Raw genomic sequence first — 16,907 nt, 5'->3', positions numbered from 1 at the left:
ACTTAAGTGCTTAGTCAGTTTGAGTGACGGGAGAACAGTGTTGTCGCATCGCTTCGGTGCTGTCGTTATTGAGGTCTTCATAGGACATCTGGCCGATCATGCCATGGCTGTCGATCAACATAGTCGTATTCCGCCCGCTATCTTTGGCGGCATACAGGGCGATATCGGCCCGTTTGATCGAGCCTTTGATATCCGAGTGGCGGCTCAGCTGAGTCACCCCAAACGAAGCGGTGACGTTGTGCTGATTGCCATGGTGATGGATACAGGATTGTGCCAGTTGTATACGGATACGGTCGACCACATGGGTCGCCTGTTCTAATGACATCTCCGGAAAAATGAACAAAAACTCTTCACCGCCATAGCGGGAGACGGTGTCATGGCGACGAATAGTGTCATTAAACAGTTTGGCGGTATGGCCTAGCAATAGATCGCCGACATCATGTCCCCAGACATCGTTGACGTTTTTAAAGTGATCGATATCGGCCATAGCGATACAGCAGTAATAATCATCGGAGCGCTGTATCTTATTGTATTCACTGGCGAGTACCGCACCGACTGAACGACGATTCATCAATCGCGTGGTGGGATCAAATTGCTGTTTGTTCAGGACTGAAAATTCAAACAGCACCATGACCATATCAAACAGCTCTTTCTGGGTATGCATAAAACTATTCAGGTCATCATGATTGACTTCCTGATGCTGATTTAAGTGTTGCACCAAGGTGCTGGCCGTTGCATGTAGCTGCTTATGGTAAGCCTCTATTTTTAGAAAGGAGCCCTGTTTGAATAGCTCATCCTCGAACACTTTGGTAAGCCATTGGCCAAATTGACAATGAAGATGAGCATCGGTCGCGACAAACTGTGTGTCACTCAAGGGTTGGCGGAGAATGAGCGCCTTGGTGACGGTTTCCATCCAGTCGCGATGGGCTTGTAACGAGTGCTTGATGTCATCAGCCAGCGTCTCGAAATCTTCATGGTGCAAACTTTCCAACAGGTTTTCGATCATGTATCGATCCTGAGTTTGCTTGTCCGTCGGTGCTAAGCTTGTCGTGCGATGTAGAGGGCTATTCACAGGCTTAATCTCACTGTAAAGCCAGTTGTTCAAGTACTGGGTGTTGCAATAACTCCTGCAGCGTCTGCCGTTGGTAGTGTCTAGCCGAGCTGCTGATTTTGCCGCTTTCGCCCGTGGTTAGCCAACGTTTGATACGGCTAGCATCACCAATAGGTGTGCGTTTACCGTAGGAGTTCAGCATCACCATGACGGTTTCTCGGCCATTGATTTCCGTCAACATCACCAAGCAACGGCCAGCTTCATCGAGATAGCCGGTTTTTGTCACGTCGATCTGCCAACTTTTACTGTGCACCAGTGCATTGGTGTTGCCATAACGCAGTGAATATCGTGGATGGCTGAAACGTGCGGTATAACCCGGCGTTCTACTGTATTCGGCAATCTCGGGGTAAGAGGCCGCAGCACGGACCATAATGGCAAGATCAGAGGCCGTTGATATATTATGTTGGGAAAGGCCGGTAGCATCGACAAAGTGGCTGTGCATCATACCTAGCTGGCGGGCTTTGACATTCATGGCGCGGACAAAGGCTTTTATCCCGCCAGGATACGTGTGTCCAAGTGCCGAGGAGGCCATATTCTCGGATGACATCAGTGCGATACGGATAACATCTTTACGAGGCAGTTGGGAGTCAATGCGGATGCGCGAAAAGTAGTTGTTATTGGCCTTTTTATGGCGCTCGGTAAACTGAATCTTTTCATTTAAAGGTAGTTTGGCGTCTAGGGTAACCATCGCGGTCATCAGCTTAGTGATGGAGGCGATCGGCATCATCATTTCAGCATGTTTTTGATACAATGGCGCGCCGGTTTTACCATCGATGACAGCAGCACTGACCGATGCTAGTTCAATCTTACCCTTATCTAAGTTGAGTAATCGCTCGGTTGCATTCGAGAGTAGGGCTTTGTTGTTTGTCGCTGTTTGCGCTTGGGCGGGTAAACCGGCAACGCAGATAAAAAGTAAACCGCTCAGTAGATAGCTTTTCATTTTAGGGCCATTGGTGAGTCTTTTTTTTGTCGGTACTGTATCGATATGCCTTGGGTGAACGACTGGGTCATTCGGCGTTTTTTCAAAACAGAACCGTCATAAATTATTCTTAGTTAATAATATTCGTTTTTTGACAATCCTTTGTCTTATCGCTTGAGAAAGCAGCTTTAGCAAACATAGTTATCCGCACTTTAGCATAAACGACTGTTTAAATCGTTGTTTAAACAGTACATTCTGTGTTTTTATGGGGTGCTTTAGTGAACTGGAATCCGCGCAATGAGAATATCGTTAGCGGTTATGGGTTAGAATGGAGCCGGCTTGTTAAAACTGATGGAGTGTAAAAACCGCCTATGGAGCAGATAATAACTCTGATTCTTGAGTCCGGTCGTACGGCTATTGATATGGTGCTTTATGTGTTGCTACCGGTAATGGTGGTGATGCTAGCGCTGATGAAATTGCTAGAGAGCAAAGGTGTATTAGGCTGGGTTTCGAATAAGCTCACACCGTTTGTACGTTTGTTTGGTATGCCGGGACTGGGTATTTTTGCGATGTTGCAGATTCTATTTGTTAGCTTTAATGCGCCGGTTGCTACCCTCGCAATTATGGCTCGGGATGGCACCTCGCGGCGAAGTATCGCGGCAACCCTGGCCGCTGTGCTAACGATGTCTCAAGCTAATGTCGTGTTCCCGATGGCGGTGGTGGGGTTGGATGTGCCGGTTATTATGGCGACCTCTATCTTAGGTGGTTTGATTGCCGCGGCGGCGACCTATTATCTGTTTGCCCGCAATCCTGCGTTGGATGACGACTATAGCCATGCATCTCATTTAGCACCGGAGTTACATGAACATAAAAATGTGATTCAAACACTGTCTGATGGTGGTCAAGAGGGGGTTAAAATCGTATTAGCCTCTATTCCGTTACTGATTTTAGCGCTCTGTTTCGTCAATCTACTGAAAGTCACCGGTACTATCGAATTATTAACGGCATTGCTGGCACCGGTACTCGCACTGGTTAATCTACCTGAGTCGACGGTGTTACCCATCGTGACTAAGTTTATTGCGGGCGGTACCGCCATGATGGGGGTGACCATTGATCTGTTGAATCAGGGGGCTATGAGTGCCACGGATCTTAACCGGATTGCTGGTTTTGTGCTTAGTCCGTTTGATTTAGCGGGCACCGCGATCTTGTTGGCAGCAGGTAAACGGGTCTCTTCGGTCGCGCGGGCCGCAATACTGGGGGCGTTAATCGGAACCTTTGTACGTGGCGCGTTACACCTCATTATATTCTAAATATAGCCATGGTTGGTGCTTGACCCTCGGGCAGCGCAGACATAAAGTTGGCCCATCGCTGATGATTTGCAGTAATCCGGGAAAGGACAATCATATTCATGCAATACCCTCCGACTAAACTACCTAAAGTTGGTACAACTATTTTTACTGAGATGTCGCAATTGGCGGCAGAGCATAATGCAATTAACCTGTCTCAGGGATTTCCTGATTTTGATGGGCCCTTAGCGCTGCTCGATCGAGTCACCTATTATCTCGAGCACGGACAGAATCAATATGCTCCGATGGCAGGGGTACCAAGCTTACGTCATGCGATTGCACTAAAAGTCGAACAGTTGTACGGCTGTCAGGTTAATCCTGATACCGAAGTTACCGTTACCTCGGGTGCCACTGAAGCGCTGTTTGCGGCGATAGGTGCGGTAGTGCGTCCTGGTGATGAGGTCATCATATTTGACCCCGCCTATGACTGCTATGAACCGGCGATTGAGTTGAATGGTGGTCGCGCAGTCCACTTGGCTTTGCAAGCGCCGACGTTTTCGATTGATTGGCAGGTAGTACGCGCGGCTATTAATAGCAACACTCGGATGATCATTATTAATAGCCCGCATAACCCGACGGGGACTGTTTTGTCGGCGGCCGATCTGGATCAGTTAGAAGCGCTGGTGGCCGATACTGACATTCTGCTGCTGAGCGATGAGGTGTATGAGCATATCTGTTTCAACGGTTCACATCAGAGTTTATTGCGCCGACCTGCATTGGCAGAGCGGGCTTTTGTGGTGTCTTCATTTGGCAAAACCTATCACACGACGGGTTGGAAGGTGGGCTACTGTGTCGCTCCGGCGCCGTTGTCGGTAGAGCTGCGTAAATTGCATCAGTATTTGACCTTTTGCACCGTGCATCCTATTCAGTTGGCGTTAGCTGATTTTATGACGGACTATCCCGAACATTACCTAGAGCTACCGACGTTTTATCAGCAGAAGCGCGACCTATTCTGTCAGCTTTTAAAGGATAGCCGGTTTAGCTTTGAGCCTTCTGATGGCACCTATTTTCAATTGGTCGATTACTCGGCCATTGCGCCGGACATGGATGATGTGACCTTTGCTCGCTGGCTAACAACCGAAGTAGGTGTTGCCGCTATTCCGGTATCGGTCTTTTATGATGTGGCGCCAGAACAGCGCTTGGTACGATTCTGTTTTGCTAAAGATGACAGCACCTTAAAACAGGCGGCAGAAATACTATGCAAGATCTAAAAATAACACTGATTCAACCGGATATGCTGTGGCAGAATCCGGAAGAGAATCGATTGATGTATGAACGACTGATGGACCAGCATGCGACTGATACGCAGCTGGTGTTACTGCCGGAGATGTTCACCACGGGCTTTACGATGGATAGCCGGTTAGCGGCTGAGCCAATGGGGGGGGAGACGTGCCAGTGGTTGCAGCAGCAGGCGATACAGCGAGGTATTGCGATGACTGGAAGTCTAGCTGTCGCAGTGGGTGATAGTTATGTCAATCGGATGATTTTTACCTTTCCCGATGGCACGCAGACCTATTATGACAAGCGACACCTCTTTCGGATGGCGGGCGAACATGAACGTTACCAGCCGGGTGATCAGCGGGTGGTTGTTGAGTATGCGGGTTGGAGGATTCTCTTGCAGGTTTGTTATGACCTGCGGTTCCCTGTGTTTTCCCGTAATAATAATGATTACGACTTAGCATTGTATGTCGCTAATTGGCCTGCACCGCGTCGTCAGCCTTGGCGAAAACTGCTGCAGGCCAGAGCGATCGAAAACCTCTGCTATGTGGCCGGTGTAAATCGAGTAGGCCGAGATGCGAATGGTCATGACTACAGTGGCGATAGTATGTTAGTTGATTTCAAGGGTGATCTGTTGATCGATCGAGAGCCGGGAATCCCTTTTTGTGCCACCGAAAAACTCTCTGCCTCTGCGCTGACGGATTTTAATCAGAAGTTTCCGGCTTGGATGGATGCGGATTCATTCCTCATCACCGAGGCCGAGTAGAGGTCGATACTTTAGCGTTTGGTCGTTTGATAGTTAGATTGCGATACCGTTTTCTTGTTTCGATTCATCGATCGTTTTAGCGGTATCTATCTATAAAAACGCTCAGCTAAAGTCTAGGCACTTGTTGATACTGTATTAAGCCAATATCTGCTATGACGGGGATTACAAAGAAGTCACTTTGGCGTCCAGACAATCGTTTTTCGACGTTTTAATCGGTTCAATTTCACTATAAATAGCATCATTACCGGCCCTGCATGGCGATAATTGACGACCCGTCATGACTCATTGTTTTAGCTTTTTATCGGATCGACTATTCAGATAAAAAAGTAAACCAATCGCTTCTGGCTAAGGGACTAACGGGCATAGAAAGGATATAAGCATTGCAACATTCGAACGCTAAACAGATTCCCTTTGCAGAGTTTGTGACCCTGATAGCGCTACTGATTTCATTAGCCGCCCTATCGATAGATTCAATGATCCCCGCACTCGCGGATATTGGTCGTGATCTGAAGGTCGCTGATTCAAATGATAATCAGTTTGTGCTTATCTCTTTTCTTGCGGGAATGGGGGTCGGCCAGTTTATTTACGGCCCGTTGTCTGACTCAATTGGCCGAAAGTCTTCAATTTTGTTGGGGTTATTTATTTTTGCGCTAGGCGCATTACTGTCCATCACTGCGGATACCTATCCGCAGATGCTGCTGGGACGGGTATTGCAAGGATTTGGGCTGGCTGGGCCTAGAGTGGTTTCCGTTGCGTTGGTGAGAGATCTCTATTCCGGTCGTGCGATGGCTCGGGTCATGTCTTTCATTATGACGGTGTTTATTTTCGTGCCGATGATGGCGCCGGCGTTGGGGCAGTTAGTATTAACATTTTCTGATTGGCGGATGATATTCACCGGTTTGCTGACGATTGCGATTGTACTGAGTATTTGGTTTTTTGTACGTTCACCTGAAACATTGGCAGTCGAGAATCATCGCTCATTTGCACCACGACAATTATGGTTGGGGTGTAAAGAGGTTATAAGCAACCGTGTTGCGATGGGTTTTACACTACTGACTGGGCTAGTCTTCGGTGGTTTTCTCGGTTATCTGAGTTTGTCGCAGCCTATTCTGCAAATTCAATACGGATTGGGTGATCGGTTTCCGCTTTATTTTGCCATATTGGCGGGGGCTATTGGCTTTGCTTCCTTCACAAATACTCGTCTTGTCGGCCGTTTCGGTATGTGGCGATTAACTATTTTTGCCATATTAAATATCTCACTAAGCTCATTAATCTATGGCTTGATTGCGTTGGCCTATAGTGGTCATCCTCCACTCGTTTCCTTATTGATTTATCTGCTGCTGGTGTTTTTTTCTACTGGGCTATTATTTGGTAATTTAAACAGTCTAGCGATGGAGCCGCTGGGGCACTTAGCGGGTCTCGGTGCTGGATTGGTCAGTGCTCTATCAACCATGATCAGTATTGTACCGGGGATGATCATTGGTAAATTGTATGATCAAACGATCTACTCATTAGTCGGAGGCTTCTTTGTGCTTATGAGCCTAGGGCTTCTAGTTTGTTATTGGCTGCATCGTTATGGATATTCAGACACTTCAGAGTAACGCATCGGTTTGTGCAGGAGGGTTACCAACGTCGGGGCATCGTATTTATTTTCAGAATTGTTTCAGTTGTCACACTTAATATGAATTTATATTGGGTATCAATGAGGAAGCAAGTATGAACAAATTAGTGATCGCCAGTGCCGTTATGGCAACCCTCGCTTTTGCTGCACAATCTCAGGCGAGTGTCCGCGATTATTCCCGCAGTGGTAGTGGTCAAGATGATGTCACTCATATTGCGACAGGTAGCGGTATGACTAAACACCATATGGCTGACAATAGTATGAATAAAAAATCTCATATGAAAATGAGTAAGGATAAACAACAGTTGTCCAAGCAGATATTATGGCAATGGGATGATGTTAACTATAAGTAAAGGGTGGACTCTATATTAAACGCTCGTCGGTGAGCTTAATGGATAGCTTACCTTCGCGTTTAACTCGCTCTGCTGCGGGAGTGAGATCCACGAGAACTTGCTTTTGTCTATCAACATCCTTGGAATCGATTTGGGCAAGTCACCGGTTTGACTGGGCTTACCATAATAGAGCGAGATGCGTTATCACGCGGTAGTAAGTGACTGAGGATGAGGCATTATTCTTAGGCGGGTTGTTGACGGTAAAACTGACATAGCAAACGATATACCTCTGGCATCTTTTGTTTCATCTGTTGAGCATCTTCAAAAAAGGTCTCACTACAGACTGCAAAAAACTCGGCAGGGTTGGTTAAGGCATAATCATCTAGCGGTAAAGGGCGGTGGCGTTGTAGGTCGTGCTGTAATCGATCCCAGGCTGCGGTAAATATATCGTGCCATTCACCCGGGCGCATATCTGGATGCATCGGTGGTGCGCCGTTAGCGCCGTCACGTAACATGTCGAGTTTATGAGCTAATTCATGAATCACCACATTACTTGCCTTAGTATGACGAGCATGAGCACCTGTTTCACAAACGGATGCCCAGGATAATATCACCGGTCCTCGAAGCCAGGCTTCACCACTCAAGCCCGGGCCTTGAGCATGGACAACCCCATCGTCACTACGATAAGGGCGGTTAGGAATAAAATCGCCTTCGTAAAGAATAATAGTATACCAGTGGTCATACCACGCTAAGCCAAGATGTAAAATCGGAACACTGGCCATGGTTGCGACTTTAAGGCACATCTCTTGGGTAAATTGGAAATGATCACCGGAGACAAAACGTTTACGTACCATCAGCCGGAAGGCCATATCTTGTAGTGCAGCTCGCTCAGCGCCTTGATAGCGTTGCATCACTGGCCAGTCAGCAATGGCCGACTCCCACTGTTCCGTGGTCAAACCCATTTTTTTAATACGTTTGTTTTCTAACCAGTGACGCAGTTGCTTGAACATTGTTAACTCTTGTTGTGAGGAAAATGATTATGCCTAGATGCGTTGGCGTGTCTCATTACGACATCTTAAATAAGACACCTAACGTCTTTAATCAGCGTTAGCATAAGGTGTTGGATAAAGAGTTGGGATTATAAGCCTTTTTCCTCATATTGGCTCATGGCTTGCATCGCTTCGATACCATAGACCACGGAAGGGCCTCCTCCCATTAGAATGGCGACCGATACGGTTTCCGCGATCTCTTCTTTGTTAGCGCCAGCTTGCAGAGCATCATGGACATGAAAGGTGATACACCCATCACATCGAACCGTTATCGCAATACCTAACGCTATGAGCTCCTTCGTTTTGCTATCGAGGGCGCCGGGTTTTGTACTGGCTTCATGTAAGAGACTAAAACCTTGCATTGTTTCCGGTATGGCGACTCCTAGCTTTTCCATCCAAGTAGACAGTTCTTGATAGTGTTCAGGGAAGTTTTTCATGGCTTTTCTCTCTTTTATTATGATTGTCATTGAAAGGTTTTAGCGCTGACGAGGCATCACTCGCCAAGCACTGTTGCACTCAGAAACGAAGGCATAAGTGATCACCCAAATGATCATTCGCTGGGGATATCGGTGTAAGTATAGGCTGTCATTTGTAACTACGACGCTTAATCATCAATTCTATGAATGTCTGTGTTTAATATCGGCTTTTTGCTAACAAGGGCTATCGTTTTTTCCTCTAGCTAAGATGTCACTTAATGGTCTTAAACCGGACAATTTTTGTGTGGTCTGAGTTGCACTTGCGCAGCAGCGGTATATAGCAGTATCTTATCGGCCTCATGATGATTGATTAATGATCTTTATGGGGTTTTTCTTTTTATAGGTTCTTTTGGTAGCTAAACAATTATGTTGACGATGATCGGTATTACCGCCCCCATTTTTTTGTTAATTTTGGTTGGCTACATTGTGTCCCGAGTGGGCATTATTCCCCGAGAATCATTGCCGGGTATGAGCAGCTTTGTGCTTTATTTAGCATTGCCTGTGTTGATCTTCCATAAATTAACGCAGATGGATCTAGGGACGATTGTTGATAGCCAATATTTGCTGGTGTATGCCGTCGCCGGGGTATTGTCGTTTTTCACGGTGTTTTTTATTAGTCGAATGGGCCGTCGAGACAGTCTTAGTTTTGCGGGACTAAAGGGCATGGGCAGTGCGATGCCGAATAGTGTGTTTATCGGCTTTCCTGTGGCGTTACAGTATTTTGACCAGCCGCCCACTCAGGCGTTAGTCATGTGCTTGTTAGTTGAAAATATCGTGTTGTTCCCTTTGGCATTAGCCTTTATGGAAGCCCGTGAAGACCAGGGGGCTGACTTGAAAAAGCTGACGGCGACGGTGGCACTGCGGCTGATGAAAAATCCGATCATTATTGCCGTTATCAGTGGTATTTTAGTCTCTTTGATTGGTCTTCAATTGCCGCAGTTTCTTGATCGGGCGATGCAGATATTGAATGGGTCTGCGGCACCAATGGCGCTGATTATTATTGGCGCTTCGCTGGCCGGTACAAAGGTGACCGCTAGCCTAAAAGAGGTTAGCTTGATCGCATTTGGCAAGCTATTGTTGCAGCCCATTATCGCTTTATTGTTGGTGATCTTTGTTGTGCCAGATATGGATAATACGCTTAAACAGGCGGTCGTTATCTTTTCGGCTTCGCCGATGCTGAGTGTGTATCCTATTTTCGGCAGTAAATACGGTCATCAGGTGTTCTGTTCAGGCGTGTTGTTGATAACAACGGCGTTGTCGTTTTTGAGTGTGACCTTGATATTGAGTCTACTTAGTTTGATTGCCTAATGCTTGAATGACTATAGTCTGGGCGGCTCAACGGTTACTATGTGGCCCTTATTCGATTCAGAGGGACAATTATGCCACCGATCATCCGCATCAGCGGACTTACCAAAACCTATGCCTCTGGCTTTAGTGCACTGCAGGGTATCGATCTGGATATTCAGCAAGGGGAAATTTTTGCCCTACTGGGGCCAAATGGGGCGGGGAAAACAACCCTGATCAGTATTATCTGTGGTATCAGTAGCCCGAGTGAAGGGAGTGTACTGGCGGATGGTTTTGATATTGTTAAAGATTATCGGGCAGCCCGCAGCAAGATTGGCTTAGTGCCGCAAGAGCTCTGTAGTGATGCTTTCGAAAACGTCTGGTCGGCGGTGAATTTTAGTCGCGGTCTGTTCGGCAAACCCGCTAATCCGCAATATATCGAAAAGCTGCTGCGTCAGTTATCCCTCTGGGATAAGAAAGATGCTCAGATGCGTGAGTTATCCGGAGGAATGAAACGTCGGGTGATGATTGCCAAAGCGCTGTCTCATGAGCCGGACATTCTGTTTCTCGATGAGCCAACGGCTGGGGTCGATGTCGAGTTACGTAAAGATATGTGGCAGATGGTGCGTGAACTGCGGGAGCAGGGAGTCACTATTATTCTTACCACGCATTACATCGAAGAAGCGGAAGAGATGGCCGACCGTATCGGGGTGATCCGTCAAGGTAAGATTCTGCTGGTTGAAGAGAAGCAGGCATTGATGGATAAGCTGGGTAGTAAACAGTTAAGCATTCGTTTGCAGCAACCGATTAGTGATATTCCCGCTGAGCTTGCGGAGTTTAATCTGCAACTGGATCAAGACGGCACTAACCTGTCTTATTGCTATGACAGTCGTCAGGAGGGGAATAGTATCGCGCGTCTACTGCGTAAGTTGACGAAGCAGGGGTTTGAGATCCGTGATCTTAACTCCAGTGAGAGTTCCCTCGAGGATATTTTTGTCAGCTTGGTTCATGAGAAGGAGCAGTAAGATGAATCTGTATGCAATTCGAGCGATCTATAAGTTTGAGATGGCGCGTACCTTTCGTACCTTGATGCAAAGTATTGCTTCGCCGGTGTTGTCCACATCACTCTACTTTATTGTGTTTGGTACGGCGATCGGTTCGCGCATGGGAAATATCGATGGGATCAGCTACGGTGCCTTTATTATTCCGGGGTTAGTCATGCTGTCTCTGTTGAGTGAGAGTATCTCTAACGCCTCCTTTGGTATTTTCTTTCCTAAGTTTTCCGGCACCATTTATGAGGTGTTATCCGCCCCAGTATCGTCGATGGAGATTGTCATCGGTTATGTCGGTGCAGCGGCGACTAAATCGGTTACTCTCGGTTTATTGATCTTACTGACGGCGCAAATTTTTGTTGATTATCATATTCAGCATCCGTTTTGGATGTTGGCGTTTCTGATCCTGACGGCCATTACCTTTAGTTTGTTCGGTTTTATTATTGGTATCTGGGCCGATGACTTTCAGAAATTGCAGGTGATCCCCTTGATGGTGGTCACGCCGCTGACTTTTCTCGGTGGTGCGTTCTACTCTATCAGTATGCTGCCACAGCCTTGGCAAACCCTGACGCTGTTTAATCCGGTGGTTTATCTTATTAGCGGTTTTCGTTGGGCTTTCTATGGCGTGGCGGATGTGAATGTCGCGGTTAGCTTGGGGATGACATTGGTATTTCTGTTGATCTGTCTGACCACTGTTTGGTGGATCTTTCGCACCGGTTATCGTATCAGAAGCTAAGGCCGAGTTGAGAAGCGCTAACCGGCTTACGGTGCCATATTGATGGAGCCCTTTTAGTTGTTCAAGGTAATATCGGGCAGGGGCTCCATCAATAGAGCTGTTACTTTGTCGGCACTGACCGCCTTGCTGAAATAGAAACCTTGATAAATATCACAACCTTGAAAGCCTAAGAACGCTAACTGGGCCTGATTTTCTACTCCTTCAGCGACAATCTCTAATTCTAAACTCTTCGCAAGGCTAATAATTGCCTTGCAGATAGCGGCATCCTCTTTATTGGAATAGCATTCTCGAACAAAGGCGCGATCAATTTTGAGGATATCCACTGGGAATTTTTTCAGATAGCTCAGGGATGAATAACCGGTACCAAAGTCATCAATCGCCAGCTTAATATGGATCGCTTTTAATGCTCGCATCGCATCGATGCTTTCATCACTATTGCCGGTTAACGCGCCCTCGGTTATTTCTATTTCAATCAGTTCGGGGTTGAGATTACGTTGTCTCAGGCACTGATCGATATAGGGAATAAGCGTGGGTGAATGCAGGTGATAACCGGATATGTTGACGGCGATAGGCAGTAACGGTACGCCTTCTTCACGCCAGTTGGCCAGTTGCTGTGTCACTTCTGAGAGCACCCACTCACCAACCGTAATGATAAGATTGGTGTTTTCGATCACGGGAATAAACTCAGCGGGAGAAACAAAGCCATGCTCTGGATGTTGCCACCTGAGTAACGCTTCAAAACCAACAATGGTATTGCTGACACAGTTAACCTTTGGCTGATATTGCAAATATAACTGGTGATTTTGCATTGCACTGGGCAGTTCGTTTTCTATCCAAGAGTGTAGCTGGGCTTCCTTCTCCATTTGCGGGAGAAATAGGCTATAGGTGTTGCGTCCGTTATTTTTAGCCTGATACATGGCTAGATCAGCATGTTGTAATAAACGCTCGGCATTGGTTTGGCCGTTGACCGACATGGCGATGCCAATACTGGTCAGTACAGTTAATTCATTATTAAGTAAGGTGATGGAGTCGCGCATCACTGTGAGTATTTCGTTTGCTTTCTTGGTGGCTAATGATTCATCTAGCTGGCCGGATAACACGATTACAAACTCATCACCTCCCCAGCGCGCCACGAGATCGGAATCACGGATCACCGTTTTGAGTCGCTTGGCGACTTCACGCAATAAGATATCACCGGCATTATGGCCTAAGGTGTCATTGATCCTTTTAAACTGGTCGAGATCCAGAAACATGAGCACTACGGTTCCGGGGCTTTCTGTATATTTTACGATCAAGCGTTCCAGCGTGCGCATAAGATAGGTGCGGTTGTATAGCCCTGTGAGCGGATCGTTATAAGCTAACAGTTTTAGTCGATTTTGCAGTTTTACCTGTTTAGTAATGTCGCGGATGTGTAGCGTATATTGTTTTTTAAACGCATTTAGATCAGTCGTTTGAGTGACAACGATCTCGGCGGGAAAGGTTTCTTTATCATAACGGGTTAAGTTAGATATGTTCTGTCGCTTGAGGACTAAACCTTCCCCCGTGGTGAATCCTTTGGCGAGACTTTTCGCGGCGAGTTTACGTGATTCGGCCTCCATAAATAGTTGGAAGAAATCCTCTCCGAGGACGATGCTGGCGGTAATGCCAAAGCATTGTTCAGCCGCTGGGTTAAAGGTGACAACCTGTGCCTGCTCATTAATCGTAATAATGCAATCCATCGCGGCCTCAAGAATGGCACCGTTACGGTATTCACTCTCTTTGAAGGCGTTAAACGCGCGGTCTCTTTCTTGAATCTCTTGTTGCACCTTGTCAATGACACGATTGTATTCTTGAGCGATCTGGCCTACCTCAGTAAAGGGCTCAACGGGGACGGGCGAGGAATAATCGGAGCGAATCTGTTGCTGGTTCATCGCGGATAATAGATCAAATACTTCGGTAGTCACACGGTGTTCAGAAACATTCAGACCATTGAGTTCAGCATCTGAAGAGACTCTCAAAGGATACATTTTGTTGATTAAACTCAACATAATATAGGCGACCGAGAAGCTATACAGGCCGACGGTAGCAATACCCATAAATTGAGACGCTAGTTGATCCGGCCGCGATAAGCCTGTGCCGAGAATGGCCGGTTCACCAAATAGGGCGACCGCGATGGTGCCCCAGATACCGGCAAACAGGTGTACTGGGATAACGCCAATGGCATCATCTAATTTGAGATAGAGCAGTAAATTACTGCTATACACGACTATAAAGCCCGCTATACCAGCGATAAAGGCCGCTTCAGTCACCGATACTGCATGGCAGTTTGCGGTGATCGCAACCAGGCCACCGAGGACACCGTTGATAATTTGCGAGATATCAATATAGCCATCGGTGAGATATTTGATCACGATGGCCGCGATGCCGCCCCAAAATGCAGCAAGGCAGGTATTTAACAGTATCCCAGGCACCGCATCGGTCCAGGCTAATGTGCTGCCACCGTTAAAACCAAACCAACCAAACCAAAGTAATAAAGCGCCGAGCATAGCGATGGGAATATTGCTGCCGGGGATGTGTCTTTTGTCGTCATTAAAGCGGCCAATGCGTGGGCCAATCACGATGATCGCAGCCAGTGCAACCCAGCCGCCAACGGAGTGGACCATCGTCGAGCCGGCAAAATCAACAAAGCCCGCTAAGGCTAACCAACCCGATGTTGTCCCTGACACAACGCCACCCCAAGCCCAGTGACCCACGATGGGGTAGATCAGCAGGCTGATGATGATGGAGGTAATAATGTAGCCGAGATAGCTCATTCGCTCAGCGACCGCGCCAGACACGAGTGTGGCAGCCGTGCCACAAAACATCATCTGAAATAGAAAGATACTTAAATCGCGTGGAGAGGCATTCTCTCCAAAGAAAAAACCACTGGTACCGATGAGGTCGGAATAACTGTCTCCGAACATAAAGGCAAAGCCGAAGGCCCAGAATAAAGTGCTGGATATAATGAAATCGGTTATGTTTTTGGCGGCCACATTGATACTGTTTTTACTGCGAACGAGGCCGCTTTCAAGGCATAAAAAGCCAGCTTGCATCATAAATACCAGCATGGCGCCAAACAGTATCCAAAGTAAATCCATGGCGTTGTGGCCTATTGTCGAGTCAGAGGTGGAGCATCACAGGCTAAATTTAAAGCAAGAAACAAGCCCAAATGCGATCTGACATAGTGAGTTATCGTGGTTATAAACGAGCCATGTTTATAACTATTGACGATTATGATCAGTTTAGTCTAGCTAAAATATGTCCAGAAGAGCAGGTTTAATATTTCGCAATGCCTGCAAAGAGGCGTGATAGCTACTCAGTTTGTGGATTCGCAACTGATTTTTAAACGGTGTTATTGGTGCTATTGATGAAAAATGGGAAGTTATCGTGTCAAATTTTACGATAACACAAACGTTGATTTAGATTGATTCTGAATGATATGACAGAGTGCTAATTAGACCGAGATGACTATGCGGCTTTGATCAGATCTATGAGGCTGAGATTGGGCGGGGTTATGAAGCGTAAGAGTAGATTGAGAGCTTTAGAGGTTTATGCAGCTCGGCCTGACTGGGTGCTGTGATCAGGCTCTGCTGCATAATAACAGGCATCGTTTTAATGTCCGTATAGTGATTCAAGGTTTGGCGTACGTTTAACCTTGAATAGACGTGCTGCGGCAGTAAACAAAGCAGTTAGTTTTTGCTTTCGTTCAGCGCGCTTTTCAGCAATGCGTGTTTGTTCCATTTCATAAGCCATACGCATAAAGTATTCACGCTCAGACTCAGGACGGTTTTGCATCTGTTTGTTGTAAAGGTCGATATAGTAGTAAGTAGTTAACATGGTTTTATTCCAATTAATGCACTAATTTAGTGCTTTTTAGATGCGGTCATATTGGCTTTGCATCTTGTTAGGTCGTTTTTGAGTACGCGCGCAGATTATCTAGAAAGTGAGTCTCTGACAAAGTATAGTTTTTCACCTTTATGATGAGTTTTTCTAATCTATTGTGGAAGTTGTTGATTAAGTAATAGCTTTGGATCTACCGGTTTTAAAGCAATCGTTAATATTTTGGTTAATTATTGTGCTGAGTATTATTTTTAGGTGACTTTTTCTATTTTTGCACTAAGTTAGTGCTTCATTTTTTTGTTTATCAGCTAAGACTGGTTTTTTGACTGAGTTTGAGCTTTAGGCTGAGTGCTTGCTCGGTATGCTCGGTAAAAGTGCAGAGAAGACCTCAACGAGGTTGAGGTCGGTTTTGTATTTTTAGATGACGGGCTAGTTATGCCAGCTGACATCCGTGGTGAGAATATAGCCTACGCCATAAATGGTTTTGATAATTTCAGGGTTTTTCGGGTCCTGTTCAACTTTTTTGCGTACTCGGGACATTCTGACATCAATGCTACGGTCAAATGGTCCGGTGCTATCGCCCATTAATTGGTCGCGAGACAGTATCGTTTTGGGGGTTTTCAGTAGCTTTATCAGTAGTTCATGTTCCGCGGAGCTGAGTTCAGCTTGGCGTCCGTCGGTGCGGGTTAGGCTTAATGTTTTGGGATCGTAACTTAGGTTGGCAAACCGAGCGGTACGGGTTTCGTTTTTGGCTTGCGTTTCGGTATTGGTAATACGGCGGACTAAGCTGTTAACCCGTGCAACCAGCTCGCGAGGAATAAAGGGTTTAACAATATAATCATCAGCGCCAAGCTCCAGCCCTAGCACCTTGTCAGGTACGCTGTTGCGCCCAGATAGTATCATGATGCCAATGCTATGTAGCTCGCAGAGCTGCTTAACCAGCTCCATGCCATCCATATCGGGAAGGCCTAGGTCAATGATGCAGAGTACCGGTGGTCGGGTACGTATGGCGTGGCAAGCTTGTGCACCGGTGGTAAAACTACGAACATGATAACCAAACTGCTCGAGCTCTTGGCTGACTAGTTGGCAGATATCTTTTTCGTCATCAATGACGTAGATGATTTTATGGTTACTCACAT

At 46.6% G+C, this 16,907-nt stretch carries 15 protein-coding genes; 8 read left to right on the top strand and 7 right to left on the bottom strand.

Going from position 1 to position 16,907, the window contains the following annotated elements; genetic code table 11:
- Positions 1–10: 10 nt before the first annotated feature.
- Together KO512_RS11300 and pbpG are read right to left on the bottom strand one after the other, a co-directional pair.
- Entirely contained in the window at positions 11–1,006 is a 996-nt protein-coding gene (locus tag KO512_RS11300; protein ID WP_215952450.1) for a diguanylate cyclase, read from the bottom strand.
- Positions 1,007–1,082: 76 nt separating this feature from the next.
- Positions 1,083–2,051, bottom strand: a complete 969-nt coding sequence (gene pbpG, locus KO512_RS11295; protein ID WP_215952449.1) for a D-alanyl-D-alanine endopeptidase — start codon at positions 2,049–2,051, stop codon at positions 1,083–1,085.
- 350 nt (positions 2,052–2,401) lie between these two features.
- Between pbpG and KO512_RS11290 the strand changes: the two genes are divergently transcribed.
- The 5 genes from KO512_RS11290 (at position 2,402) to KO512_RS11270 (ending at position 7,334) form a co-directional block, all read left to right on the top strand.
- A complete protein-coding gene (locus KO512_RS11290) occupies positions 2,402–3,340 on the top strand; it encodes a nucleoside recognition domain-containing protein (RefSeq protein WP_215952448.1) in 939 nt (312 codons plus the stop codon).
- A gap of 98 nt (positions 3,341–3,438) precedes the next feature.
- Positions 3,439–4,587, top strand: a complete 1,149-nt coding sequence (locus tag KO512_RS11285) for a pyridoxal phosphate-dependent aminotransferase (RefSeq protein ID WP_215952447.1) — start codon at positions 3,439–3,441, stop codon at positions 4,585–4,587.
- A complete protein-coding gene (locus tag KO512_RS11280; protein WP_215952446.1) occupies positions 4,575–5,360 on the top strand; it encodes an amidohydrolase in 786 nt (261 codons plus the stop codon). The genes KO512_RS11285 and KO512_RS11280 overlap by 13 nt, the downstream gene beginning before the upstream one ends.
- A 380-nt stretch (positions 5,361–5,740) precedes the next feature.
- A complete protein-coding gene (locus KO512_RS11275) occupies positions 5,741–6,961 on the top strand; it encodes a multidrug effflux MFS transporter (RefSeq protein ID WP_215952445.1) in 1,221 nt (406 codons plus the stop codon).
- A gap of 115 nt (positions 6,962–7,076) precedes the next feature.
- Positions 7,077–7,334, top strand: a complete 258-nt coding sequence (locus KO512_RS11270; protein WP_215952444.1) for a hypothetical protein — start codon at positions 7,077–7,079, stop codon at positions 7,332–7,334.
- 221 nt (positions 7,335–7,555) lie between these two features.
- On the opposite strand, the gene KO512_RS11265 is transcribed toward KO512_RS11270, so the two are convergent.
- Entirely contained in the window at positions 7,556–8,323 is a 768-nt protein-coding gene (locus KO512_RS11265) for a zinc-dependent peptidase (RefSeq protein WP_215952443.1), read from the bottom strand.
- Between the two features lie 128 nt (positions 8,324–8,451).
- Complete coding sequence (locus KO512_RS11260; RefSeq protein WP_215952442.1) at positions 8,452–8,799, bottom strand: carboxymuconolactone decarboxylase family protein; 348 nt, start codon at positions 8,797–8,799, stop codon at positions 8,452–8,454.
- A 405-nt stretch (positions 8,800–9,204) separates the two neighbouring features.
- On the opposite strand from KO512_RS11260, the gene KO512_RS11255 reads away from it, so the two are divergent.
- From KO512_RS11255 to KO512_RS11245, 3 genes are all read left to right on the top strand, one after another.
- Positions 9,205–10,146: an AEC family transporter gene (locus tag KO512_RS11255; RefSeq protein WP_215952441.1), complete on the top strand. Its 942-nt coding sequence runs from the start codon at positions 9,205–9,207 to the stop codon at positions 10,144–10,146.
- 71 nt (positions 10,147–10,217) lie between these two features.
- Positions 10,218–11,147: an ABC transporter ATP-binding protein gene (locus KO512_RS11250; RefSeq protein ID WP_215952440.1), complete on the top strand. Its 930-nt coding sequence runs from the start codon at positions 10,218–10,220 to the stop codon at positions 11,145–11,147.
- Between the two features lies 1 nt (position 11,148).
- Complete coding sequence (locus KO512_RS11245; RefSeq protein ID WP_215952439.1) at positions 11,149–11,910, top strand: ABC transporter permease; 762 nt, start codon at positions 11,149–11,151, stop codon at positions 11,908–11,910.
- Positions 11,911–11,963: 53 nt separating this feature from the next.
- On the opposite strand, the gene amt is transcribed toward KO512_RS11245, so the two are convergent.
- The 3 genes from amt to KO512_RS20485 all read right to left on the bottom strand — a co-directional run bounded on the left by amt (position 11,964) and on the right by KO512_RS20485 (position 16,905).
- On the bottom strand, positions 11,964–15,026 hold the full coding sequence (amt, locus tag KO512_RS11240; RefSeq protein WP_215952438.1) for an ammonium transporter: 3,063 nt from the start codon (positions 15,024–15,026) through the stop codon (positions 11,964–11,966).
- A 514-nt stretch (positions 15,027–15,540) separates the two neighbouring features.
- On the bottom strand, positions 15,541–15,765 hold the full coding sequence (locus KO512_RS11235) for a hypothetical protein (protein ID WP_215952437.1): 225 nt from the start codon (positions 15,763–15,765) through the stop codon (positions 15,541–15,543).
- A gap of 432 nt (positions 15,766–16,197) precedes the next feature.
- On the bottom strand, positions 16,198–16,905 hold the full coding sequence (locus KO512_RS20485) for a response regulator transcription factor (protein WP_303492606.1): 708 nt from the start codon (positions 16,903–16,905) through the stop codon (positions 16,198–16,200).
- Positions 16,906–16,907: the final 2 nt, after the last annotated feature.

This window comes from Amphritea atlantica (assembly GCF_018860855.1).
Classification (GTDB): Bacteria; Pseudomonadota; Gammaproteobacteria; order Pseudomonadales; family Balneatricaceae; genus Amphritea; species Amphritea atlantica_A.
The sequence above is the reverse complement of the archived record's forward strand: the minus strand, read 5'-3'. Positions and strand labels throughout refer to the sequence as shown.